Origin of the sequence: Aromatoleum toluolicum (assembly GCF_012911005.2) — a bacterium.
In the GTDB taxonomy this organism is placed as follows: Bacteria; Pseudomonadota; Gammaproteobacteria; order Burkholderiales; family Rhodocyclaceae; genus Aromatoleum; species Aromatoleum toluolicum.
This window is the reverse complement of the sequence record NZ_WTVS01000050.1, coordinates 19684-43754: the sequence shown is the minus strand read 5'-3', so window position 1 is coordinate 43754 and position 24071 is coordinate 19684. Positions and strand designations below refer to the sequence as shown.

The following is a 24071-nucleotide window of genomic DNA, read 5'->3' as shown; positions in this document are numbered from 1 at the left end:
TCGGCTGCGCCGGCGCCATTTGCGCTTGAGCACCCCTGCCATGAACGATCCCTCCATTGTTGACCCTGGAGGCAATTGTCCACGTCGATCACGTGCCCTGGAATAACGCCGGTCAGTTACCGCTTACACACGTACTGGTATCTGACGGCCGTTCCCGAGTTGATGACGCTGGCCGGCGGCAAGTTCGAGCGCTTCGCCGATCTCGCGGGAGACGGCGATGAGTAAGGTCAAGCCACCGAAACCGCCGCCGTCATTTGCCGCGCTCGTACAAGCTTACTTCGCCGAGCATCTGACGCAGCACCGGGCCTTGAGCCCGCAAACGATCGCCGCTTACCGCGATGCTTTCCTGCTGTTCCTCGGATTTGCCGAGTCTCGTCTCGGCAAGGCTCCGACCGCGATGGCACTGGCCGACATCACGCCGGATCTGATCATGGCCTTCCTCGACCATCTCGAATGCCAACGACACAATTCCGTGCGTAGCCGCAATGCCCGTTTGGCAGCACTGCGGTCATTCCTGAGTTTTGCCGCCCACCGTGTCGTGTCGTCGCTGCAGGTGATCGAGCGCGCGCTCGGGGTTCCGGTGAAGCGCTTCGAGCGACCAATGTTCGGCTACCTGACTCGCGATGAGATGCTCGCTGTGATCGGCACGCCAGACGGAACTTGGATTGGCCATCGGGATCATCTGCTGTTCCTGATGCTGTACAACATCGGCGCTCGCGTTTCCGAGATCACCGCGGTCAAGGTCGGCGATGTCGTGCTCGACGCCGGCGCTGCCTGCGTTCATCTGCTTGGCAAAGGCCGCAAGCAACGCAGCGTTCCGCTGTGGCGCTCGACGGTCAAGGCAATCCGCGCCTGGATGCGCTTGAATCCGCAGTTCGACGCGGCGTCACCCTTGCTGCCAAACCGAAACGGCCAAACCATGACGCGAACCAATGTCACCTTGAGACTGGCGTTGGCGGTGCAGTCGGCAACCGATGCATTCCCTGACTTGGCGAAGCGGCGCGTCTCGCCTCACACCATCCGGCATACGACAGCAATGCACCTGTTGCAGGCCGGCATCGACATCAGCGTGATCGCACTCTGGCTCGGACACGAGAGCCCTGCAACCACCCATCACTACGTCGAGGCCGACCTGACCATGAAGGAGCGTGCCTTGGCGAGGCTTCACGAACCGGCGACCACGATTCAGCGCTACCGGGCACCCGACTCGCTCATCGGCTTCCTGAAGTCTCTGTGATTATGTGAAGGTCGGAATCCTTACCTGCCGCTGCCAATCCGCGTTCGGGACGCGTTCCGACCCATCACTTTCCATAATCGGGCACTTTGCATAATCGGCCAATGCTGACCTTGGGCCCGATGCCGGCGTCGGGCGGCAATGCGTCGGTCACCCGTCGCTCGCCTGCTTGTGGCGGCCAATGACTGCTTGTCACTTCACGCTATAGCCGGACCCGACCCGAAGCGGGCATACAGACTTCCCGGAAGCCGCCGCTCAGGCAAGGGGGCCTTTCGTGAGTTTCGCTGCCAGGAAGCAGCCGTTCGTGATCTCACACACCCGGCCACGACCGGTCATTCACCCGATCACCCCAAAAGCCGTCACTTATCCATCCTTGAACCCCAGCATCCCTTCAGCGAAAGTTCTGCTTGGGAAGGTTGCGAGCCCACCCGCGATAAGAGGTTGATTGAACGTCGGAGAACTGAGGAAGCCGTAGGTGAACAACCCGGATAAGTGACACGCCATCGATGTCGCTGAACTTTACATATTAGCCACGCTGCATGTATGAAACGACAAAAAAACAGTCATTTGCAACGCGCGCTCGAAATATGCTTCAAGATAGCCAGTGCGGATTTGTCCACACGCGGACATGGTAGAAGATGCCGCGCGGACTGTCGCCCAGTTCAGAGATAGCGGGCTTTCACGTTATTGCACAACCGCCCGGTGAGCGCTACGCATTGAACGTTGCACCGTAAAGGCATCCATGCGGTTGCCAAGTTTATGCGACATGTCCAATAACACCTTTCGCACGACGCGTGGTGTCGACCATACGTTAGGCCTTCGTTCTTCGACGCGGAAGGAGGCTATTTTGCAAAGCGTCACATGAGGAGATGAAAATGGGTCGATCAGCAACTCTGTGTAGAGCAAAGGGCGGGCTTGTAGCTCCTTTGGATTGGAACGCAATTCGAGATAGTCGAGACCACGTCAACAAGAATCTGATGGCGTATTTGAAGGGCGCCTCTTGTGTACAAGGGGCACCTGTTAAGGTGCCCCGCGAAGGTTCATATCTTGATGAGCTGTCCAGGGCATTTGTTTCCATCTTGATCGCTGAACTCAATAACTTGGATAACCCAGAAAAGTATGAGTCATCAGTCAGCTTTGCGGTTATTTATACAGAGATGTGGAGGCAAGCAACACTGATCGGCACACAGCTGCCCCCCAACGACGACACTGTGAGCTGGATTAAACAGCCTACTGGTGAAGTCAAAGAATTGGTTTCAGTCGAGCAGCTGCGGAAGCTGAATGCAAAGTGGAAAGATTGGTCATGCTCTAAGTTGGAGTCCGACTATTTCCTATCCTTCGCCGTCAATTTATCTGACGGCTATCTTAAGGCAATGGAGGAGGCCCGAATCGCCGCAGAGAGCGGAAATGAGGCTTCTGGTGCACATCACGTAGCAGTGCTTGGGGACATATTTCATGAAATGCTTACGCTTCACGAGACTTTGATGCCCAGAAAAAACTCTCGGTTTTCCCAGGTAATCGAGTAGCTCAAATTGGCCTAACAATCCCTAAGGGACTTCCCGTCAACTCCACTTCCTTGCAGACCGGCCGCAGGCCGATCATGACCTCGATCACGTACTCAATTTCAGACCTCCGCGATCACGCACACACGTGACTGGTTTTCGACTGCCAACATCGCCATGGACAAAGACAGAGCAGACTGCCTTTCCCTAATCGGCCTTGTTCGGCGCGAACCGCGCCGGGGCCATGCGATTAACCGCACCGTTCGGCGCGAACCGCGCCGGGGCCATGCGATTAACCGCACCGGCTGGCCTCGATCGTTCGTCGGCTCGGCCGGGGCACGGGGATCAGCCGCGACACCCTGTTGGTCGGCCATCAGGTTAGCCAGGCTCTCAGCCGGTCGGTCTGACCTGTTTGTCTATCGCGTGCGTGCAGTCATGCGAACACCTTCGGGTGATGCGGTGGTCTCAGCGCGCCGGTTCCGCGACCGAGTCGTGCCCCTGACGCCATGCCTCGGGGTTGTAGGCTTCGCCCTTGGCGAGCACCGCCCACACCTGGCGGGCGTGCTTGTTGGCGATCGCTACCAGGGTTTTGTGGTAACCGACGCGCCCGTTGAGTGTCACGATCCATTGCTGCAGCCGGGTGAGCGCTTCGGGTGTATTGCGAGCCTTGCGCAGGGCGGCGGCGAGCACGCTGCGAGCCCCTTGTACGAGCAGCGTTCGCAGGTAATCGTCGCCGCGTCGGGTAATGCGACCGAGTTTGGGTTTGCCGCCACTGGAATGCTGGCTCGGCGTGAGGCCGAGCCACGCGGCGAACTGGCGACCGTTGTGGAACATGGTGGCGTCGCCAACGCTGGCGACCACTGCATCAGCAGTGAGCACGCCGACGCCGGGCAGCTCGCGTACCCGCCGGGCGGCGGCGTCATCCGCTTGTTGAGCGGCAATCTGCCGGTCGCATTCGGCGATCCGCAGATCGAGGGCGTCGAGCTGGTCGCGCACGCTTTGAATCAGGTGGCGGATCGGCGCGGGCTGCGCGGTGTCGAATTCGTGCTCGGCAAGCTTACGCCGCAGCCGAATCGCGCCGGTGTCGACCACCATCCCGAATTCGGCGAGCAGGCCCCGGATGCGGTTCAAGAGCGCGGTGCGCTCCTCGATCCATCCGAGCCTCAAGCTGTGCCAGGCGAGCCGCTGTTGCTGCGCCTCAGTCTTCACCGGGATGAAGCGCATTCCCGGCGCGAGCAAGGCGGCGACGACCGCGGCCGCATCCGCCCGGTCGTTCTTCACCGCCTGGCGCTTGCGGTACGGGCGCACGAACTCCGCTGCCATCAGCCGCGGTTCCAGCCCCAGCGACTGCATCGTCCGTCCCCAGCAATGCGCGCCGCCGCAGGCTTCCATGCCGACGAGCGTGCCTCGCGGCAGCGTCGACAACCACGCGAGAAACCCGGCGCGGTTGAGCTCGCGCGTCTCGAGCACCCGCCCGGTGCCGTCGGCCATGCAGGCCACGAACACGTTCTTTGCCAGATCCACGCCGACCGTCGTAGTATTCATTTGGACTTCCCCTTTCGCGATCTCAGATTGAACTTCAGCAATTCAATCTTGGCACTTCGATGCCGTGCGGCCAATGCCGCGGGCGGAAGTGGGAAGTCCCTTTGTAGTCATTCCACCGGACCTGCGCAAAAAGCCGCGCAGACCGGTGAATTCAGACGTTGAGAGTCCGCTTTCGCAGGGCGCGACCGTCTGCTCAGGGTCGTTATGTAGAGGTCTACATAGCGACCCCTATGTGCACATCGCCACTATGTCCAGTTATCCCGCGGAATCGAGGTCTGGGGCGCCTAACGAGGCGACTGGCCTATGCATAGTTTTGTTGGCTCATCGAACACAAGAAATGCTTCCGGGCGACCATTGCCAGCGCATCAACGTGGCAGGCTGCCGTGAAGCCGGCGTGTCGGGCGGCGCGACGCGTGACCGAAGTGAAAATTCGAATTGCGGGCACATAGGAAACTATGTGCAGCTCCGGACCGCTCTCGTTTCCGAAGTCAAGCAAGCACGCCGTGTTCAGCCGACTGCACTGTTGGCGCTGCCCATAGTTCGGTTGTGCGCATAGGGGTCGGGTTGCGACCGACAACTCTTCGGATTCATCGCCGGAAAGCCGACGTTGAAGGTTCGCTTTCCGAAAGCTGCCACTGACTGGTGAGTCGTTTCGACCCACAGAGACCGGTCGATCCCGCGCAGGCAGGATGGCAGGAGGCGCCGGTTGCGAACCATCCACGAACTACGGGTCGTCGGCCTTTGGGGGGACAGTCGTTGAGGCAGGTAAAGGTCGACTTTAGATGCCCCCCATTTTCGAAAGCGCCGAGGAAGCGCCTTGAACCCATGGCGGCCACTGATTAGCCGTACGCGTTGCTAGCCGACGTTCCGCTCATGTCGTGTCGCTGCTCTGGTTCTATCTAGCGAACAAGAGTGGGGCAGTGGTCCCACGCCACCCTCAAAAAGATACTCGACGCAGCAACAACGCTAGGGTTTCTTGACGTCTTTGCCGAGCGCTTCACACAAGGGTAGAAAATCGACGAGATTGCTCGTCGCTACCGCGGAGCCTGGCGGACACATGGCTGCGAAATACGCGTCGCCTAGGGCACGACAACGGCTCTTGTTGAAGTTGGTGGGCCCGTTGCTCAACAGTTCTTTCAATGCCTTGCGCCGCTGTGAGTTCTCGTTTTTTCCGGCGGCCGCTCCCAGATTCGAAGGGTGAAGTGCGTCAACCAACTTTGACAACGCGGCTTGGTCGTCATAGAGATAGGCTGCAGCCGCGCAGCGCTCCGTCTTACAGCAGTTGAAAGAATCGCCCGGGCCTCGCAACTCCCCGGCAGGTCCGCGGTCGAGTTTGCCGCCGTAGAAGCAACCTAGCGGTTGCACCGCGTTCACACCGGTCAGTCGGCGTGCTCGGCGCCACAACTGCGCGGCTCTCATCGAGAGATCTTGGAGGAGTTCCCGCTTCATCTCGTTCCGAGGACCGCCGGGATTTTCGGCGAACACTGCCTTCAGCGAATCGGCGAGGACTCGGAGCCTTGCTTCTTTCTTACGTCCTTCTGCTGGCGAAACACTATGAAGCGCGAGCAAAGCTTCAGCGTGATTTTCTGAACTCAATACGCGATTATGTGTTTCGCATATCAGTCTGACGCGACCCGCTAATAACTCACGCAGCGCATAGAAAGCCATTGTTGCGGGCTGATTCGCTGCAACGAAGGTTTGCGACGGCTCCGACTCAATGCCTTCTGCCAGTTGGACGACGATAGTCGTATCAAGAAAGGTACCCGCCAATACGGTCTCCTAATCGCACTGCGTTGGGATAACATCGAAGAGGGCAGCCTGTCTGTCCCCGCCCTCCAAGTCATCCACATCGCCCAAGACAGCCGCGATCAGCATGGCGCCCAACTCATGCTCGCCGCACCATCCCTCATGCGACAGAATATCAATCAATTCACCGGCATCCTCGAGATCAATAGCGGGATTCTCGGAGAGGGATTTCAACACATGCATTAGTGCGTTCAATGCTGGGCGCGACGTATCTGCACTGTTTGCTACCAACGTTGCCCTACGAATGAAGGACACAACCGCGCCAAGGCTCTCATTAAAATACGTAAGCCGGTGGGCTTCTGCCATTAGCGCTGCGATGGCAGCTAATCGGCTTCCGATCGAATCGAGGTCCGCTTCCCCAAAGGCATCTAGGGCGAGTCTCGCGTCATTAAGGGCTCGGACGATCAGGGTCCGCGCTTGACCAGCAGGCCCCTCGTCGTCGAATAATTGCGGGTAGACGCGTTCAACTGGCGACGGCGGCAACCCGTCCGAATGGAACTCCTTCACAACCGGCGTAGTTGCATCGGATTCCGTGACCATTGTCGTTTTCTGCTCCGACCAAACCAGCACCGTACCGCTCGACAACGCGGATCGAACGCCAAGAGCATTTGGCGGATCGCTAGCCGTGACACGCATTTGCAATGGGACAAGCGTCTCGGTCATGACTGACTCCCGATGACTTTCTCTAGATCCCTGCGTAACAAGTGCTGGAAGCCCTTCAACCAATCATCCATTCTAAATTTATCTGTACTAACAGACCCCAAGAGCCCTCGATCAAAATCGATCACGAGTCGGCATTTTTCGCCTCGAATCTCAGTCTGATCCACAAACTCGGCGTCGAGATCGACTTCGTATTTGACATGTTCTGACTTTAGTCGCAAGAACGAAAACGAGTTTGTATCCTCGAACCGGTATTGCAGGTCTACCGAATTCAATTCAGCGTCCAATGGTTGATCAAAAACCTTCGTGGTAGGCCATCGAATAAGGTTCATCGCGAACAAAGCGGCGTTTGCCTCACGTATCGACCGATAGTCCTTCGCATAGACCCCTCTAGTACTTACCCGTTCGGCATTTTCCAACTCAAGACTCTGACGCCAGACGTCGAACGTCTCCTTGATCTGCTGGATTTTGCGAGCATCAAGGGTCTTCGGCCGACGCAGCGTTACGGTGGCCGTGTCAATGCTCGTCTGAAGCTGGACACCGTTGCCGCGCAGAGTTTGCTGGCGAGGATCCGCGTCGGTGAGCTCCAAACCGGGCCAGATTGCGGCCACCCGTCGAGCGATAGCGCCGGCTCTGTCCCACAGCTCGAAGGCGTTCGGGTACCGAAATTGTACGATTAACGAGTGAAGGCTGTAGGAATCGAGAATCATCAGTGCGCCTCGGGGTTGCGCGAAGAAGGGCGTCCCCTCGTAAGGAATGTCTGTCCGGAGGGAGCATGGTATTCGAATAGGAGCAACTCGGAAACTCTCGTCGCATCCGTACCATGGCATCCGGCGAGATCAACAGCAAGTACCGGCGGTGTGGCGAGGCGTTGTGCGATCGAGATTCCGCGTAGCGCGTGGGAGCGACGGGCGCGATGGTTTGGACTCCGAGGTGCTCGCGAGGCTACCGCCTTCGGCCCAATCACCCGGATTCCGTTCTGGTAGGGCATTGAGCCGAGGGCTAATGTGCGAGGACAGAAAATGGTGAATGGGCGCATTGCCCAGCTTAGCGGCGAACCGGTCGAGGGCCATCCGCAAAAGCCGAAGAGCAGGAGGGAGTGACCTTGTCGTGACCGGCAGGTTCCGTCGTGGAGCTGACGTCCAAGTGACCGGTCCACAGGAGGAATGACGGGCAGCTCCAGGCCGAGTTGAGCCAAGGCGGGGTTCAAGTTGGTCGCCGAAAACCGGTCATCCAGGACAATCCGACGAGGGAAATTCTGACGGGATCTCCAACGGCAGGTGATGGCCGGCTGCCGCTATTGGGACCCGCTTCCGCATAGCTGCCGTTGATCGTGGATCGAGGCAAATCGTGAGTGTCGGGTCCGGCCGATGACCGGAAGCTAGTGATCAGCACAACGAACTGAAGACAGATGTCGTTCCTCCAGACCGGAGGGACGCAGTGGCACTATCTGCTCAGGAATGGTGAGCCCCAGCGTTGCGCAATCGACTGAGCTGTGGATGGTGCCGCACTTGCATACCCCGAGCGGTAGCAACGAGTTGATCTCGTAGTAAAGATCCATCGACGAGTCTGTTTCGCTTTAAGCGCCGCCGCATGACGCAAACCTGAAGAGATCGGCTGCAAAACGACCTTCCAACGCTGCTTTCACTCGACGATGCATCGAACGGCATCGCCAACGCGAATATTCCCACCCGACAACACGCGCGCAGTCACGCCACCGTGCCCCCGCATCGCGTTGTAGCGTCCGTAATCGAGCACTTCCTCCATTCTCGAGCACGGCTCGCACAGCCCCGTCACTTCCAGCCGCACCTCCTCCCCTACGCAGTGGATCGCGTCCTGCCCTTTGAGCAGCGCGCGGGCCGCCAGCACATTGAGGCCCGACACCACCAGGTTGCGGCGTGACAGCGCCGCGTCGATGTCACGGCGACCCAGGAAGGCCGCGATGGCCACCAGGTGCTCATGCTGGATCAGCGTAACCTGACGGTTGCCAGGCGGAGCATTTCTGCGCCGGAGGCTCGCACGATCGCCTTCGAGGCCCAGGCCGGCGACGGCCTGAACCCTATCGACCGAACGCGCCGGCTCGCGGCGCCCCGGTCTGACATAGATCGCTTCTATGCGACCCGGCTGCGCAAAGTGGCTCATCAGCGGTTGCAGCAGCGATTCTGTGGCCATCGAGACACCTCCCAAGCGCCAAACTGGCGGCATTCCGCCCGTTTGGCACGGGCGACACCATCGTCTGCGGAAGGATGTCCCGGCGGCCGCTTCGGTTCCCGTTCGCTGAGCCCGAAGCCTTGTGCCGGCGCACGACGCGCCAATTCGAACGGCCGCCCTGCGGTTGATTCCCGGCATCGATGTTCTAAGGTTAGTCGACGGCCCAACAGGCCGTCGAAACGGGAAGGTGCAGTCAGCGCGCGGCGCGGAATCGCGCCACGGCCCCATTTTGTGAACGGACCACAAAATGGGGCTGGGTTATGCGCACCACCGAACGCACGACCGCCGGCAATGCCGCTTTGCGCGGAGAACCGCGCCAGACAGGGCTTTCCGGCACGTTCCGCGCGATGCGGAACGAATTAGTCGGTCCGATCCGTCGTCTCGCGCGGCGTGGCACTCCTGAGTCGCAGCTCCTGCCCCATCGCCGCCAGGCAAGCGAGCAGAAACCCCGCACTGAAATTGCCGCGGTTGATACGCCGGTTGATAACCGTGGCGCTGCGGCGGACACCCATCGCACGCAGGGCCGTGGCGAGATCGGCGTAGGTCCATCCCGACGCGCGCATCGCACGCTTCACCAGCAGCCCCGCCTCAAAGTTCAAACGGTCCATCGTCTCCGATTCGGTCGCGACGGGGCGCGCCCGCGGATCAAGGCAAAGCGGTCGGCCGGGCTTCTTCATCAAGGGATCCCAAGTCATCGCACACGCCGGGCGGCGGTGCCATTAGAGTCAATTTTGACACATGGTGACGCCTCGCCCCTATACCCCTGCCCAACGTCAATGAGGGCAACCCTCCATGCTTGATAACTCTGCGCGCGAGCGGCTGCTCGACCGCCTCGGGCTCCCGGCCGCCGGCAGGCGGTTCGCCCTCGACGCGGCCAAGTACGCGCCGATCCGGCAGGTCGCCTCGCGCGGCGGCGGCAACGTCGTCACGCCGTACCAGAGCCGCAAGATGCAGCGCACGATCGAAACGGAAAGCCGCCATCTCGAGTTCCCGGCCGCAGTCGGTCACGAACACGATCCGAGGGTTCTGGAGTACTTCCCGCAACCGTGCCGGCTGAAGTTCGAATTCGTCGACGCCGATGGCGAGATTCATGCCATCGATCACACCCCGGACTTCCTCGTCATCACCGAGCGCGAACTCTGGCTCGAAGAATGGAAGCCGTGGTCCAAGCTCGAGCGCCTTGCACGACGCTTACCGTGGCGGTATCAACTCGATGCGAGCGATCGCTGGCGATCCGATGGCATCGAACAGTGGCTGGCCGAGCGCGGCATCGGCTACCGCATACTCTCCGACCGCGACATCCCCCAGCTCAGAGTCGAGAACACGCTCTTCCTCGAGGACTATCTCGACCCTGCGGCGCCTCCCTGCCCGCTTGAGGTCGAGCTTCGGCTCAAGGCGGCACTGCAGGAAGAGGCGACGCTGTATCTGGCCGAAATCTACGAACGCCTGGACTGTCGTCCGGACGACCTCTTCAAGCTGGTTGCCGATGGGCTGATCGTCACCGAGCCCGACCATGCCTTGCTGAGCCAGCCCACGCGCTGCCGGGTCTTTCGTGACACGGCGGTCCGCGATTTCGAGCACGCCCGGCATCGTCCCGCCCCCTTTGCCCCTCCAGGCACCCTCGACATCACCGAAGGCACCCGCCTGACGTACGACGGGCAGCCCTATACGGTCACGCTGGTCGGCGGGAACAAGGTCGTTCTCCATTCGGACGACCACAAGTCTGTCGAGGTGCACCTCAAGACGCTGGAAGCCTTGGCGCTCGAGCAGGACGTGCGGATGATCCAGCCCCCGGCGCCCGGCTCGGCCATCCGGCTTTCGGATTTCACCGAGAACGAGCTGGGCATCGCCCTCGCACGACACCGCGCATTGGAGAGTGTCAGCACCCCCAATCGCACCCAGCGTCGCCAACTGAAAGCGCTGTCGATCGCGAAGCTCGCGGGCACCGATGAACTCGTTGCATTGATCCCGGCCCTGCGCCACCGCGGCAATCGAACGCCGCGCCTGAGCACCGAGCAGGAGGCCGCGATGGACGAGATCATCCGCCGCGAGTTCGAGTCCAATCGTGCCCCGAACCTGAAGCACTGCCACCGGCAGCTGAGGATTCTCTGCGCCGAACGGGCCATTCAGCTGCCGTCCTATCCGACGTTCATTTCGCGAGTCAGGGCTCGCCCGCAGCCGCAGCAAGACCGGGCGCGGCACGGCAACCGCGTGGCCTACCAGAACGCCGAGTTCGTCCATGTGCTCTACGCGGACACGCCGGTGCACGGCTGTCGCGCGTTTCAGTACGTGCATATGGACCACACCGAGCTCGACCTCGAACTGGTGTCGCTGCGCACCGGGAAGTCGCTCGGCCGGCCGTGGCTGTCGATCGCCATCGATGCCTACACGCGTCGGATCGTCAGCCTCTACCTCTCGTACGACCCGCCCTCGTATCGCTCCAACATGATGCTGCTGCGCGACATGGTGCGCCGCTACCGGCGCCTGCCGCAGTTCATCGTGGTCGACAACGGCGCGGATTTCCGCTGCGCCGACTTCGAGCGCTTCACCGAACTCATGCGCATCCACGTGCGCTACCGCCCGGCGGGCCGCCCCCGCCACGGTTCGGTGATGGAGCGCATCTTCGGCCGCCTGCACACGGAATACATTCACAACCTGGCGGGCAACACGAAGGCCCTCAAGGAGGTGCGCCGCACCACCGGAAAGTTCCTGCCCTCGCGGCTTGCCGAATGGTCCCTGGGATACCTCTACTACGGGATCGAGTACTGGGCCTTCACCTATTACGACAACGCCCCGCATTCGGCGCTCGGGGTGAGCCCGTGCGAGGCCTTCGATCGCAGCATCGCCTCCGCGGGCGGCCGCGCGCATCGCATCGTCACCCTGACCCAGGACTTCCTCGTCCTGAGCTGCCCGACCGTCGGTCGCGTCGGCACGCGCAAGGTCGACCGCCAGCGTGGGATCAAAGTCCACAACCACTTCCTCTACTGGTGTCCCGAGTTCCGCGACCCGACGCTCCATGGCCGCAAGCTGCCGGTGCGTTACGACCCGTGGGACAGCGCGACGGTCTATGTGCAGATCGACAAGCGCTGGGTTCCGGCGCACTGCAAGGCGCTGATCGCGCTCGGACAGCTCACGGACAAGGAGCGCGAGCTGGTCTCGACCGAGATGCGCAGCTGTTACCGCCTGCGCGAGGACGCCGAGCTCTCGACCCAACAGCTTGCCGAGTTCCTGCGCGTCTTCACGCCGAAGGGTGCGGCCGAACTGGCGCTCGAGCGTCAGCACGAAAACCGCGAGTTGTATCGGGCGGTCGGCATCGGCGCGATTGCCAGCCCCTCGCAGTTCGCCGCTCTTCCCGCGCCGACGCAGGCGCTCGACCTTCCCAAGCCCCAGAGGGTTGCGCCGCCGGCCCTCGCGCCGACCGCGGCTCTGCAGCCCCTCGATCTTCCCGACTTCGACACCTTCTGACCATTGATGCTGACCATGACGAACACGACTCACTCGAACACCGCCTCGACCGACGCGCAACGCATCGGCGGACCCCGCATCCGTCACTCGCGCATCGCCGCGGCGATCGAGGAATGCTCCCTTCTCCTCGAAGCGGGCAACAGCGCGAATCTCCTTCTGCTGTGCGGCCCCACGGGCGCGGGCAAGACGACACTGGGCAATTTCCTCGTGGAAACCGCGACCAAGCATCACGCAGAGAACCTTGCCGCCGATCCCGGCTGTATCCCCGCCATCCGCGTCGAAGCGCCCGCTTCCGGCGAGCGCGAATTCTCGTGGCGGCTCTTCTTCAAGCGCATCCTCGATGCGCTCGACGTCGAGCTCGACGCACCGCGCACGGCCTACGGCATCGACCCGGCCACCGGGCGGGTGGCACGGCCGCGCGGCACGAACCCGAACAGCCTGGCTGGCCTGCGAACCGCGGTGGAACGTTCGCTGAAGCAGCGTGGCACCCGTTTCATCGTGGTCGATGAGGCGGCCCATATCGCGCGTCAGTGCCACCCGACCCTGCTCGAGCTGCAGTTCGATACGCTCAAGTCGCTGTCGAACGAGTGCGGCGTGCAGTGGATCCTGCTGGGTTCCTATGATCTGTTCGAGCTCATCTCGCTGAGCGGGCAGCTCGCGCGTCGTTCGCACACGATCCACTTCAGTCGCTACCGCGAAGACGTTACCGAGGATATCCGCGCCTTCCAGGGATGCCTCAAGCACTTCGGGCAAACCCTTCCTGCGCTCAAGCAGGTCGATCTGCTCCGGTACGCGGAGGTGTTCCACCGGAACACCCTCGGCTGCATCGGCATCCTGCGCGACGTGCTGGTTCGCCTGGACCTCCTGGTCGGCCGGTGCGGTTGGTCGGAGGACACCTTGTGCCGGGCGCTCCTCACCGAGGCTCAGGTGACGCAGATCCTGCGGGAAATCGTGGAGGGCGAGGAGCGCATCGCGCCGGGCCTCACGCGCACGCTGAGTGCGCCGCAACCGGCCACGCCGCGGAGGGTTGCGTAATGCACACGATGCCCAATCCCCGCTCGACGCTGCACGCGCTGGCTCCGATGGGTGCCGGCACCCCCGAGGTCGAAAGCCTGACCAGCTACTTCTGCCGCCTCGCCCACTCGCACGGAATGACGGCGCAGAAGCTTGCCGACTGGGTGCTCCAGCGCTTCAACCATGAGGTGTGCGAGAAATACGGCTGGCACCAGCGCAACCTCTCCAGCATGTCGCCCGAGAGCGAGCAATGGGCCGCCTGGCTGTCCGAGCTCACCGGCGTTGGGGAGCTGGACCGCCACACGCTCGCACCGTGGCGCACCGTGCTGGGTAAATCGGGTCTGGCGCCGAAATCGGATCGCTGGTGCCCATGCTGCCTGGCCGAGGACAAGGCCAAGGGTACCGACCCTTACCTGCGCCTGTCGTGGGACCTCGCACCGGTGACCGCGTGCCTGCGTCACAAGGTGGAGCTCACCTCGACCTGCCCGCACTGCCAGCGCAGCAACGTGCGCAATCGCTCGTCGATCGTGGTGCCGGGCTACTGCACGTCATGCGGCGGGTTCCTGGGCGACGCGGAAACCGGGCCGGCATCGCCGGAAGGCTTGTGGATGGCCCGTCAGGTCGGACAGATGCTGCAGGCGCGCCCCAAGATTGCCGATACCGGCCTCGTGCCCTTGCTCGAGACGATCATCGAGCGCATGGCCGACGGGCGCCCGAGTACCTTCGCGAGCCGCTATGGGTTCTCGAAAAGCGGCATCTCGCATTGGCTCAACAAGGGCGGGATTCCCACCTTGAGTGCGTGGCTCACGATTGCGCTGCACGGCGCAATCGGGCTCGATCAACTCTTCGCGGGCGAGGTTTCCGACTGGGTGCCACCCCTCGAACCGGTCCAGATGCCCATTGCGCTCCCCGAATCGCCGCGTGCTGGCATTCAGTCGCGGGCGCTCGATTGGGACGCCATCCGGGCTCAGCTGCGCGAGATGCTTCGGGCGCCGCAGCCGGTGTCGGTGCATGAGGCGAGCGAGCGCCTCGGCGTCGATCGCAAGAACCTGTACTTGCGCGCCAACCTTGAAGCCCGCGCCCTCGCGGAGCGCTACCAGCGCCACCGCGCCGCCCTCGGCGAACAGCGTCAGGCACGCCTGCGCACGCAAATCGGGCAAGTGCTCGACGAGCGCTTGGCGGCGGGCTACGCAGGCATGAGTGCGCGCGACATCTGGAATCGGATCGACACCGAAGCGCAGTCCGTTTCCGGCATCTTCCGCCACATCTCCGCGGTAAGGGACGAGCGCCTCAGCTAGCCCCGACCATCCCCGGGGGGCCACCCCGAAACGAAAAACGGGACCTCGCGGTCCCGTTTTTTTGACTCTTGCGCCTTCGCGACCGCTGGCCGCGAAGGCAAATCGAGCAGACTACTATGCCGCGCCCAATAAACCAAAATATGGCCAATCGGGAAATAAAGCATAAATTGGCCTGGTGGCCACTTTATGCTTAACGGCACACTTTCTCCGGAACATCCCGGACTTGTTCGTGGTGGACCGAAGGAGGATCGAACTCCCGACCTCTGCATTGCGAACGCAGCGCTCTCCCAGCTGAGCTATCGGCCCAAGAGCCGCGAATTATAGCGATGCTTTTTCCGATTTGGAAGGGCGAATTTTCGGTCAGGTTTCGTCGTGCTCGTCGGGCGCTGCTTCGCCATCGCCGGACCCCACGGCAGCTCGGCCGAGGCGGTCGGCGATGGCTTGCCAGTCGGGGGTTTCGGGCAGCGCTTCGACGACGATGAAGTCCGCGCCGCAGGCGTCCAGTTCGCGCAGGCTGGCGTAAAGCTCGTGCGCGAAGCCGGCGGGATCTGCCGGGGCGTTGCGCCAGATCAGGCGGGCGTCCCGGGGGTCCGGGCAGGTTCGTGCCAGTACGGCAACGCGGCTGCCTTCGCCGGCGAGCGTGGCCGCTTCCTCGACCAGACGGGCGGCGGGAATGAGTTGCAGCGGCGTGCGCGGCGCATAGTGCGCGGCTAGCGAGCCGGAGACGCGCGGCTGGTTGGACTCTGCCGCGGCGGCGCCCTCCTCCGCGTGAGCTGTGCGCGTCGCGGGCCGGCGGCCGATGACGCGGGCGATGTCGTCGGCGGAGATCGCGCCGGGGCGCAGGATCACGGGCGTGCCGCGCGAGAGGTCGAGAATGGTCGATTCGATGCCGACCTGGCAGGGGCCGCCGTCGAGCACCAGCGCGACCTTGTCGCCCAGCTCCTCGCGCACGTGGGCGGCGGTGGTGGGGCTGATGCGGCCGAAGCGGTTGGCGGACGGCGCAGCGATGCCGGAATCGAATGCACGCAGCAGCGCGAGCGCGACGGGGTGATCCGGCACGCGCAGGCCGACCGTGTCCTGTCCGCCGGTGACGGCGTCGGGCACGCCCTCCTCGCGCTTGAGGATCAGCGTCAGCGGGCCGGGCCAGAAGGCGTTCGCAAGGGCGATCGCTTCCTTCGGGATGGCACGCGCCCAGCGCGTGAGGTGTGCGGCATCGGGCAGATGGACGATCAGCGGGTGATCGGCCGGCCGGCCCTTGGCACTGAAGATCTTGCCGACGGCGTCGACGTTCAGGGCGTCGGCCGCAAGGCCGTACACCGTCTCGGTCGGCATGCCGACGAGTTCGCCGGCGCGCAGCAGGTCAGCGGCGCGCCGGATGTCGTCGGCGTCCGGCAGCAGCGCGGGATCAGTGCCCTTCATCGCGGATGCCGATCGCCTCGCGAGCCTGCATCGCGGCGGCGAGAACCTGTTCCGCGTCCGTGCCGATCACGGTGAAGTGGCCCATTTTGCGGCCGGGCCGGGCGTGGTGCTTGGCATACAGATGAACGCGCAGGTTGGGTACGGCCTGCAGCACCGACCAGTCCGGTTCGCGGTAGTCGCCGGCCTCGTCGTACCACAGCTCGCCGAGCAGGTTCACCATCACCGCGGCGCTGTGGGCGCGCGGCTCGCCGAGCGGCAGCCCGCACAACGCCTTGACCTGCTGCTCGTACTGGCTGGTGACGCAGGCGTCGATGGTGTGGTGGCCGCTGTTGTGCGGACGCGGGGCCATCTCGTTGACGAAGAGCTGTCCGCCGCAGACGAAGAACTCGACGCCCAGCGTGCCGACGTAGTCGAGATGCTCGGCGATGGCCTGCGCCACGTCGCGTGCGCGCTCGGCCAGCACCGGCTCGATGCGCGCCGGCATGATCGTGACGTCGAGGATACCGTGGCGGTGCCTGTTCTCGCCGGCCGGGAAGCAGCGCACCACGCCGTCCTCGTCGCGCGCGAGCACGACCGACATTTCGCTGTCGAGCTTGAGCATCTTCTCGAGCACGCAGGATTCGCCGCCGAACTGGTGGAAGGCGTGCAGCGCCTCGTCGCGGTTGGCGACGCGCGCCTGGCCCTTGCCGTCGTAGCCGAAGCGGGCGACCTTGAGCACCGCCGGGAAGAGCGCCTCGTCCGCGCTGCGCAGGTTCTCCTCGCAGCGGATCACCGCGAAGGGGCCGTGCGGCAGGCCGTTGTCGGCGAGGAAGGTCTTTTCGGCGACGCGGTTCTGGCACACGGCGACGGCGCTCGCCGACGGATGCACGGGAATGAACTTGGCGAGGTAGTCGAGCGTCGTCGCCGGAACGTTCTCGAACTCGGTCGTGACGGCCGCACAGCCGTTCGCCAGTTCGTCGAGCGCGGTGTAGTCGTCGTAGCCGGCGACGATGTGGCGGTCGGCGATCAGCCCGGCCGGGCTGTTCGCATCGGGGTCGAGCACCCAGACCTTGTAGCCCATTTCATGGGCGGCAGAAACGAAGAAGCGGCCGAGTTGGCCGCCACCGAGCATTCCCAGGGTTGCGGGAGGCAGGATCATTGTTCATCCAGCGTCATGTCGAGCACCGTTTGAGTCTGGCGGGTGCGGAATTCCTCGAGCTTCTTGGCCAGCGCCACGTCCTCGTTGGCGAGCAGCGCGACGGCGAAGAGGCCCGCGTTCGCCGCGCCGGCCTCGCCGATCGCGAAGGTCGCCACCGGGATACCCTTGGGCATCTGCACGATGGACAGCAGCGAATCCTGACCGGACAGCGCCTTGGACTGCACCGGCACGCCCAGCACCGGCAAGGTGGTCTTCGCGGCGACCATGCCCGGCAGGTGGGCAGCGCCGCCGGCGCCGGCGATGATCGCCTTCAGCCCGCGGCTGCGGGCGGTGTCCGCATAGGCGAACATCAGGTCCGGCGTGCGGTGGGCAGAGACGACGCGCGCCTCGTAGGGGACGCCGAATTCCTTGAGGATCTTCGCCGCGGCCTGCATGGTGGGCCAGTCGGAGTTCGATCCCATGATGATCCCGACCAGGGGTTTATCGTTTGCTGGGCTCATGATTTCAAGCTTTCCTGCGCAGCGCGCGTTCGGCCGACTCTACGGTGTTCGCGAGCAGCATGGTGATGGTCATCGGCCCGACGCCGCCGGGCACCGGCGTGATCGCCGACGCGACGTCCTTCGCCGATGCGAAATCGACGTCGCCGCACAGCTTGCCGGCATCCGGCCCTTCGGTCAGGCGGTTGATGCCGACGTCGATGACGACCGCGCCGGGTTTGATCATGTCGCCGGTGACGAAGCGCGGCTTGCCGATCGCGGCGACGAGGATGTCGGCGCGACGGGTGTGGAAGGCGAGGTCGCGCGTCTTCGAGTGCGTCACGGTGACGGTCGCGCCGGCATTGGTCAGCAGCATCGCCATCGGCTTGCCGACGATGTTCGAGCGGCCGATGACGACGGCCTCGGCGCCCTGCACCGGCACGTTCTCGGCCTCGAGCATCTTCATGACGCCATGCGGCGTGCACGGCAGGAAGGCTTCCTGGCCTTGCGACAGGCGCCCGACGTTCTCGGCGTGGAAGCCGTCGACGTCCTTGTCGACGCTGATCGCCTCGAGCACTTCCGCCTCGTTGAACTGCTTGGGCAGCGGCAGTTGCACGAGGATGCCGTGCACGGCAGGGTCGGCGTTGAGCGCGGCAATCTTCGCCATGACTTCGGCGGCATCGACATCGGCCGGGAAATCGTAACGCAGCGACCGGATACCGGCCTTTTCGCAGCCGGACACCTTGTTGCGGACATAAACGGCGGAAGCCGGATTGTCGCCGACCAGGATCACGGCGAGACAGGGTTGCACCCCCTGTGCACTCAGCGTTGCCGCGCGGTCGGCGATTTCGCCGCGCACGCGCGCCGAGAGGGCGTTGCCGTCGATGATGCGAGCAGTCATGGAAGATGCCCTGATGGAAAAACCCGCGATTTTATCGCAGGATCAGGGGTTTGTGCGAACGGCGCGAGGCGTGCGCGTAGGGCGGGAGGAGCCGAAGGCGTATCCCGCCATGCGATCGTCGGGCGAGCTTCGGCTCCCGGATTGGCGGGATGCGCTGCGCTCCTCGCGCCCTGCGTCCTACGCCGCCAGCGCCTCGCCGCCGACCGCCCTGCGTCCCGCCTCGAAGGCCCCGCGGTTCGCCTCCACGAGCTGCGGCTTGCGCGTGCCGAAACGGGCCAGCACGGCGTCGCGCAGGACTTCTGCCGGGAAGGGCAGCCTGTCGGCGCAGGCGCCGAGCATCACGGTGTTGCCGAGGCGGATGTTGCCCAGCTGGATCGCGAGCGAGCTGGCGTCGAACGCATGCACCGTCAGCCCCAACGCGCGCATCTGTGCGACCGGATCTTCGGGATAGTCGAACAGGCCGAGATTGACGATCGGCGGCACGATGCGCCCGGAGTTCACCAGCGCGACCCCGTCCGGGCGCAGCATGTGACTCCAGCGCAGCGCTTCGGCCGATTCGAAGCCGATCAGGAGATCGGCCTCGCCCGGCGCGATCTGCGGCGACAGGACGGCGTCGCCGAAACGCAGGTGCGAGGTAACGACCCCACCGCGCTGGCTCATGCCGGCGACTTCGGTCTTCTTTACATCGAAGCCGAGCGAGATGGCCGCTTCGGCGAGGATTTCGGTCGCCGTCATGACGCCCTGGCCGCCGACGCCGCACACGAGGATGTTGGTGATCTTGGACATGGCGGCGCTCACTTCCTGACGAACTGGACGGACTGGACGTTTTGCACGGGATCGGCGTGCACGATGGCCTCGGGCGCGCAGGGCTGCACGCACAGGCCGCAACCGGTGCACGCGGAGGTTTCGATGCGCACGAAGGAGAGGTCGACTTCCTTGCCCGACGCCTTGACCACCTTGTCGCGGCGCGTGACGTGGATCGCCGGGCAGCCGACCTCGACGCAGTTGCCGCAACCGGTGCAGCGGTCCTCCTCGACGGTGTAGGACTTGGCCGGCTGGTAGTGGTCGATCAGCACGCAGGGGCGGTTGGTGATGATGACCGAGGGCTCCTCGATTTTGGTTTCCTCGCGCAGCGCCTTGAACAGCACCGGCAATTCGTAGGGATCGAGGACGTGGATGCGCTCCTTCTTCACGCCCAGCGCCTCGCACAGCTTGGCAAAATCGACGCGCGTGGTTTCCTCGCCGTGGATGTCGCGCCCGGTGCCGGGGTTGTCCTGGCCGCCGGTCATGCCGACGGCGCGGTTGTCGAGCAGCAGCACGGTGACGTTGCCGCGGTTCCACGTGATGTCGAGCAGGCCCTGCATGCCCATGTGCATGAAGGTCGAGTCGCCGATCACCGCGACGATCTTCTTGTTCTCGTCCACCTTGCCGCGCCCCTTGTCCATGCCCAGCGCGGTGCCCATCGACGCCCCCATCGAGATGCAGGTGTCGAGCGCGTTCCACGGGTGGCCGGCGCCCAGCGTGTAGCAGCCGATGTCGCCGGAGATGATGACGTTACGCATCTGCGACAGGGTGTAATACACGCCCAGGTGCGGGCAGGCGACGCACATCGTCGGCGGGCGCGGGAAGACCTGCTGCGCCGGGACATGCTCCGGCGCGGGCACGACCTCGCCGCGCAGGCGCCGGACCGCGGGTTCCAGCACGTCGGGGGCGAGCTCGCCGATGCGCGGCAGCACGTCCTTGCCGTGGCAGGCGATGCCGGCGGCCTTCATCTCGGTTTCGAGCAGCGGCTCGGTTTCCTCGACCACCAGGACGGTGTCGACCGTGGCGGCAAAGCGCCGCAGGCTTTCGAGCGGCGGCGGACAGGAGAGGCCGAGCTTGAACACCGGCGCGTCGGGGAAGGCCTCGCGCACGTGCATGAAGGTGGGGCCGGAGGTGACGAAGCCGATGCGGCGGTCGCTTCCCTCGACATGAAAGTTGAGCGGGGAGACTTCGGCCTCGGCACGCGCCGCGGCCTCGCGTTCGAACATCGTGGGCAGGCGCGGCTTGGCGTTGCCCGGCACCATGACCCAGTGGCGCGGGTCCTTGACGAAGCCCTTGGGTTCGACCTCGTTGCGCTCGCCGGTGTGCACCACGCCTTTCACATGGCAGATGCGCGTCGTCAGGCGCAGGATCACCGGGCTCTTCAGGCGCTCGGACAGGTCGAAGGCGGCGAGCGTCATCGCGTAGGCTTCCTGCGAGTCGGCGGGCTCGAGCACCGGCACGTGCGCGAAGCGCCCCCAGTAGCGCGAATCCTGCTCGTTCTGAGACGAGGACATGCCGACATCGTCGGCCACGGCGATCACGAGTCCGCCTTCGGTGCCGGTGACGGTCATCGTCATCAGCGCATCGGAGGCGACATTGAGGCCCACGTGCTTCATCGCGCAGAACGCGCGCGCGCCGACCATCGAGGCGCCGAGGGCCACTTCCATCGAGACCTTCTCGTTGATCGACCATTCGGTGTGCAGACCGGAATAGCGCGACAGGATTTCGAGGATCTCGGTCGACGGGGTGCCCGGATAGGCGGCGGCGACGCGGGTGCCCGCTTCCCAGACGGCGCGCGCAACCGCGTCGTTGCCGGAGAGGAACATGCGGGCGGCCGCGGGAACGGTCTGAGTGGCAGGCATGGGATGACCCTGGATGAGATGAATCGGAGAGAGCAAAGTTTACCGATCGGTCAACTTTGCTCTATTGACCAGGATCAAACGGGGCAAAATGCCCCGCATTGGACGGGGCACTAGCCCGGCAAGCAATTACGTGAGTCAGGTTCAGTGCTGCACTGTCGCTCCCTCCCCTTCAAGGGGAGGGTTGGGGTGGGGATGGGTTAACCAGACGTGGCCGAAACCCATCCCCCTCCTAACCTCGCCCTTGAAGGGGGAGGAACAAGGAGCCCGAGCAGACTATATATATTTGAGCGGGCAATTAAGCGCTCAATCGACGCGAAACCCTGCGGTGAGAGCTTCAAGCGCTTCGGCGCTGTGCCTGAGCTTCTCGGTCGATTCGGTGCTGCTGCGGATTTCGCTGCTGCTGCGCTCGGCCATCTGCGCGACTTCCTGCATGTTGGTGGCGACGCTGTTGCTGGCAGCGGTCAGTTCCTTCATCGACGAGACGACGTCCTCGAGGCGGCCCAGCGTATCGCGTGCCCCCTCGCGGATCTCGCGCAGCGCATCGGCCGCCTGCTGCGAGCGGCGTGCGCCGGAATCCACCTTAGGCACGATCTGCTCGATGCTCGCGACCGCGCTTTCGGTCTCGGCCTTCACCGCCTGGATCACCTGTGAGATCTGCGCCGTGGCCGCGCCGGTACGCTCGGCGAGCTTGCGCACTTCGTCGGCGACGACGGCGAAGCCGCGCCCCTGCTCGCCCGCGCGGGCGGCCTCGATCGCGGCGTTGAGCGCGAGCAGATTGGTCTGGTCGGAGATTTCGCGGATCACGTCGGCGATCTCCCCGATCTCGCCGGAGCGGTCGCGCAGCACCTGGATCTGCTTCGCCGCACCGGCGACCGTCTCGGAGATCTGGGCAATGCCCTCCGAGGCGTCGCGGGCGAGATCCTCGCCGCGTTGCGCGACCTCCGCGGTGCGCTGCGAGTTGCCGCGCGCCTCGTCCGTGTTCTCGGACACATGGGCGATGCTCACGGCCATCTGTTCGATGGCGGCGGCGGTGCTGCCGGCGACTTCGGTCTGGTGCAGCGCCGCGTCGTGGATCGCCTGCCCGGCATCGGCGGCCTGGCGCACGGCGTCGGTGACGTCGTGGGCATTGTCGCGCACGCGCCGGATGACTTCGGCCAGCCGCGACTGCATCTGGTTCATCGCGTAGTTGACGCTGCGCGTATCGCCCTGGATCACGTGCAGCGACGACGTCAGATCACGCTCAGCGATGCTTTCTGCCGCGGCCTGAAGCGCGGACGGCTCACAGCCCAGTTGGCGCAGGATGCCGCTCCCGATACGCCACGAAAGCAGAAGCAGCAGCACCGTGGCAACCCCACCGAGGATCAGGGAATGCGACGCATGCACCCAGAAGAGCGAGTCCAGATCGTTCACATACACACCGGTGCCGACGATCCAGCCCCAGGGACCGAATGCCTTGACGTAGGAAACCTTCGGCTGCGGCTCGCTCGATCCGGGCTTGGGCCACAGGTAATCGACGAAACCCGCGCCGTCCTTGCGCACGACTTTGACAAACTCGACGAACAGGCGCTTGCCCTTGGGGTCGGCGGTGTCGGTCATGTCCCGCCCGTCGAGCTCCGGCTTGATCGGATGCATCAGGGTGCGCGGATGCATGTCGGTGATGAAGAAGTACTCACCATCGCCATAGCGCAGGCCCTTGATCACCGCCATCGCCGCCTTCTGCGCATCCTCGCGGCTGAGTTCGCCCGCAGTCTCGCGCTTGTGGAAATGATCGAGAATGCCGTGCACGACCTCGACGGAATGCTTTGTCTGGCTGCTGCGCTCCTCCCCCAGCACTTCGCGCAGCGAGCTGACCGCCTCGAACAGCACCGCGGCAAACATCAGCAAGGCCAACACCACGATCAGGCGCAGACGAAAACCCACGCTCAACTTGTACAAATTCAGCACTACACACCTCCGGGGATACGCATATACAAGCCCTGTGGGCAACGGTCGGCTTAACGGATCGCTCGGCGGAAACTTGAGGAGAAGCGCTCCGCCCGCGCAAGGAAGTCGCATCCGGCTCGACACGGCGCGGGCAGAGCGAAGGCGGAGCCGGCACGCTGGCCAGCGTCACTCCATCACGCTGAGAAATTTCGCGACCGCCTCGATCTCCGCGTCGGCGATGTTTTCCACGACCGTGTGCATGACCATGTTGGGCGAGGTGCGCGAATGTTCGCGGAAGGCACGCAGTTGCGAGGCGAGATATTGCGCGTGCTGTCCGGCGAGGCGTGGCAGGTACATCGCCCCGCGGCCCTGCGGACCGTGGCAGGTCGTGCAGGCCGTGACACCTTTTGCCGGGATGCCGGAATAGTAGATGTGGCGGCCGATGTCGACCTGTGCCGGGTCGGCGCCCTGCTCCGGCTCCATCGGCTTGGCGCTGAAATATTCGGCCAGCGCGCGCATTTCGCCGCCGGAAAGGTCTTCGACGCGCTGCTTCATGCGCTTGCTGGTGCGCACGCCCGTCTTGAAGTTGGCCATCTGCCGGGTGAGGTACTCGACGTCCTGACCTGCGAGCTTGGGAAACTCGGCCTCGCCGCTGAGGCCGTTCACACCGTGGCACTTGCGGCAGCGCTCGCGGACCAATTGCTCCACGGGCCGGTCGGGGGCGGCGATGGCCGGTGCCGCGCACGCGAGGATGAGGACTGCGACCAGACACTTCCCGACGCTCATGTTTCCCCCTCCTCAACAGGCGGCACG

General features: G+C 63.9%; 20 protein-coding genes and 1 tRNA gene. 6 read left to right on the top strand and 15 right to left on the bottom strand.

What is annotated here, in order from left to right; translation table 11 throughout:
* Nucleotides 1-75: 75 nt before the first annotated feature.
* The 3 genes from GPA27_RS20210 (at nucleotide 76) to GPA27_RS20200 (ending at nucleotide 2760) form a co-directional block, all read left to right on the top strand.
* Nucleotides 76-225 carry a hypothetical protein gene (locus GPA27_RS20210; RefSeq protein WP_169142256.1) on the top strand — a complete coding sequence of 50 codons (150 nt, stop codon included), beginning with the start codon at nucleotides 76-78 and terminating at the stop codon, nucleotides 223-225.
* Nucleotides 218-1237 (top strand): tyrosine-type recombinase/integrase, encoded by a 1020-nt coding sequence (locus tag GPA27_RS20205; RefSeq protein WP_169142290.1) that lies wholly within the window; start codon nucleotides 218-220, stop codon nucleotides 1235-1237. Before GPA27_RS20210 ends, GPA27_RS20205 begins: the two co-directional genes overlap by 8 nt.
* Nucleotides 1238-2109: 872 nt before the next feature.
* Nucleotides 2110-2760 (top strand): hypothetical protein, encoded by a 651-nt coding sequence (locus GPA27_RS20200; protein WP_169142289.1) that lies wholly within the window; start codon nucleotides 2110-2112, stop codon nucleotides 2758-2760.
* A 441-nt stretch (nucleotides 2761-3201) separates the two neighbouring features.
* On the opposite strand, the gene GPA27_RS20195 is transcribed toward GPA27_RS20200, so the two are convergent.
* The 6 genes from GPA27_RS20195 to GPA27_RS20170 form a co-directional block, all read right to left on the bottom strand.
* The gene (locus GPA27_RS20195) at nucleotides 3202-4281 is read right to left on the bottom strand and encodes an IS110 family RNA-guided transposase (RefSeq protein ID WP_169142288.1); all 1080 of its coding nucleotides are present in this window, start codon (nucleotides 4279-4281) and stop codon (nucleotides 3202-3204) included.
* Nucleotides 4282-5247: 966 nt separating this feature from the next.
* Nucleotides 5248-6051 (bottom strand): hypothetical protein, encoded by an 804-nt coding sequence (locus tag GPA27_RS20190; protein WP_169142287.1) that lies wholly within the window; start codon nucleotides 6049-6051, stop codon nucleotides 5248-5250.
* Nucleotides 6052-6060: 9 nt separating this feature from the next.
* Complete coding sequence (locus GPA27_RS20185; RefSeq protein WP_169142286.1) at nucleotides 6061-6750, bottom strand: hypothetical protein; 690 nt, start codon at nucleotides 6748-6750, stop codon at nucleotides 6061-6063.
* A complete protein-coding gene (locus tag GPA27_RS20180) occupies nucleotides 6747-7457 on the bottom strand; it encodes a hypothetical protein (protein WP_169142285.1) in 711 nt (236 codons plus the stop codon). Before GPA27_RS20180 ends, GPA27_RS20185 begins: the two co-directional genes overlap by 4 nt.
* Before the next feature lie 934 nt (nucleotides 7458-8391).
* Nucleotides 8392-8919: an MOSC domain-containing protein gene (locus GPA27_RS20175; RefSeq protein WP_169142284.1), complete on the bottom strand. Its 528-nt coding sequence runs from the start codon at nucleotides 8917-8919 to the stop codon at nucleotides 8392-8394.
* 398 nt (nucleotides 8920-9317) lie between these two features.
* Complete coding sequence (locus tag GPA27_RS20170) at nucleotides 9318-9635, bottom strand: DUF6471 domain-containing protein (RefSeq protein WP_169142283.1); 318 nt, start codon at nucleotides 9633-9635, stop codon at nucleotides 9318-9320.
* A 115-nt stretch (nucleotides 9636-9750) separates the two neighbouring features.
* Here GPA27_RS20170 and GPA27_RS20165 point away from each other — a divergent pair, with 115 nt between their 5' ends.
* Genes GPA27_RS20165 through GPA27_RS20155 form a run of 3 tightly spaced genes read left to right on the top strand, consistent with a single transcriptional unit; the run spans nucleotide 9751 to nucleotide 14735 of the window.
* Complete coding sequence (locus tag GPA27_RS20165; protein ID WP_169142282.1) at nucleotides 9751-12423, top strand: TnsB C-terminal domain-containing protein; 2673 nt, start codon at nucleotides 9751-9753, stop codon at nucleotides 12421-12423.
* A 15-nt stretch (nucleotides 12424-12438) separates the two neighbouring features.
* Nucleotides 12439-13458 (top strand): ATP-binding protein, encoded by a 1020-nt coding sequence (locus tag GPA27_RS20160; protein ID WP_169142281.1) that lies wholly within the window; start codon nucleotides 12439-12441, stop codon nucleotides 13456-13458.
* On the top strand, nucleotides 13458-14735 hold the full coding sequence (locus tag GPA27_RS20155) for a TniQ family protein (RefSeq protein WP_169142280.1): 1278 nt from the start codon (nucleotides 13458-13460) through the stop codon (nucleotides 14733-14735). The genes GPA27_RS20160 and GPA27_RS20155 overlap by 1 nt, the downstream gene beginning before the upstream one ends.
* Before the next feature lie 230 nt (nucleotides 14736-14965).
* On the opposite strand, the gene GPA27_RS20150 is transcribed toward GPA27_RS20155, so the two are convergent.
* The 9 genes from GPA27_RS20150 to GPA27_RS20110 form a co-directional block, all read right to left on the bottom strand.
* A tRNA-Ala gene (locus tag GPA27_RS20150) sits at nucleotides 14966-15041 on the bottom strand.
* A gap of 54 nt (nucleotides 15042-15095) precedes the next feature.
* Nucleotides 15096-16154: an L-threonylcarbamoyladenylate synthase gene (locus GPA27_RS20145; protein ID WP_169142279.1), complete on the bottom strand. Its 1059-nt coding sequence runs from the start codon at nucleotides 16152-16154 to the stop codon at nucleotides 15096-15098.
* Entirely contained in the window at nucleotides 16141-17292 is a 1152-nt protein-coding gene (locus tag GPA27_RS20140; RefSeq protein ID WP_169142278.1) for a 5-(carboxyamino)imidazole ribonucleotide synthase, read from the bottom strand. The genes GPA27_RS20145 and GPA27_RS20140 overlap by 14 nt, the downstream gene beginning before the upstream one ends.
* Nucleotides 17289-17792, bottom strand: coding sequence for a 5-(carboxyamino)imidazole ribonucleotide mutase (gene purE / locus GPA27_RS20135; RefSeq protein ID WP_169142277.1), 504 nt, complete (start codon nucleotides 17790-17792; stop codon nucleotides 17289-17291). Before purE ends, GPA27_RS20140 begins: the two co-directional genes overlap by 4 nt.
* A 4-nt stretch (nucleotides 17793-17796) precedes the next feature.
* Entirely contained in the window at nucleotides 17797-18669 is an 873-nt protein-coding gene (gene folD, locus GPA27_RS20130) for a bifunctional methylenetetrahydrofolate dehydrogenase/methenyltetrahydrofolate cyclohydrolase FolD (protein ID WP_169142276.1), read from the bottom strand.
* A 177-nt stretch (nucleotides 18670-18846) separates the two neighbouring features.
* Nucleotides 18847-19455 (bottom strand): indolepyruvate oxidoreductase subunit beta, encoded by a 609-nt coding sequence (locus tag GPA27_RS20125; protein WP_169142275.1) that lies wholly within the window; start codon nucleotides 19453-19455, stop codon nucleotides 18847-18849.
* Nucleotides 19456-19463: 8 nt separating this feature from the next.
* Nucleotides 19464-21335 (bottom strand): thiamine pyrophosphate-dependent enzyme, encoded by a 1872-nt coding sequence (locus GPA27_RS20120; RefSeq protein WP_169142274.1) that lies wholly within the window; start codon nucleotides 21333-21335, stop codon nucleotides 19464-19466.
* Nucleotides 21336-21638: 303 nt separating this feature from the next.
* Nucleotides 21639-23279, bottom strand: coding sequence for a methyl-accepting chemotaxis protein (locus GPA27_RS20115; protein WP_256223052.1), 1641 nt, complete (start codon nucleotides 23277-23279; stop codon nucleotides 21639-21641).
* A gap of 165 nt (nucleotides 23280-23444) precedes the next feature.
* Nucleotides 23445-24044 (bottom strand): c-type cytochrome, encoded by a 600-nt coding sequence (locus GPA27_RS20110; protein WP_169142273.1) that lies wholly within the window; start codon nucleotides 24042-24044, stop codon nucleotides 23445-23447.
* Nucleotides 24045-24071: the final 27 nt, after the last annotated feature.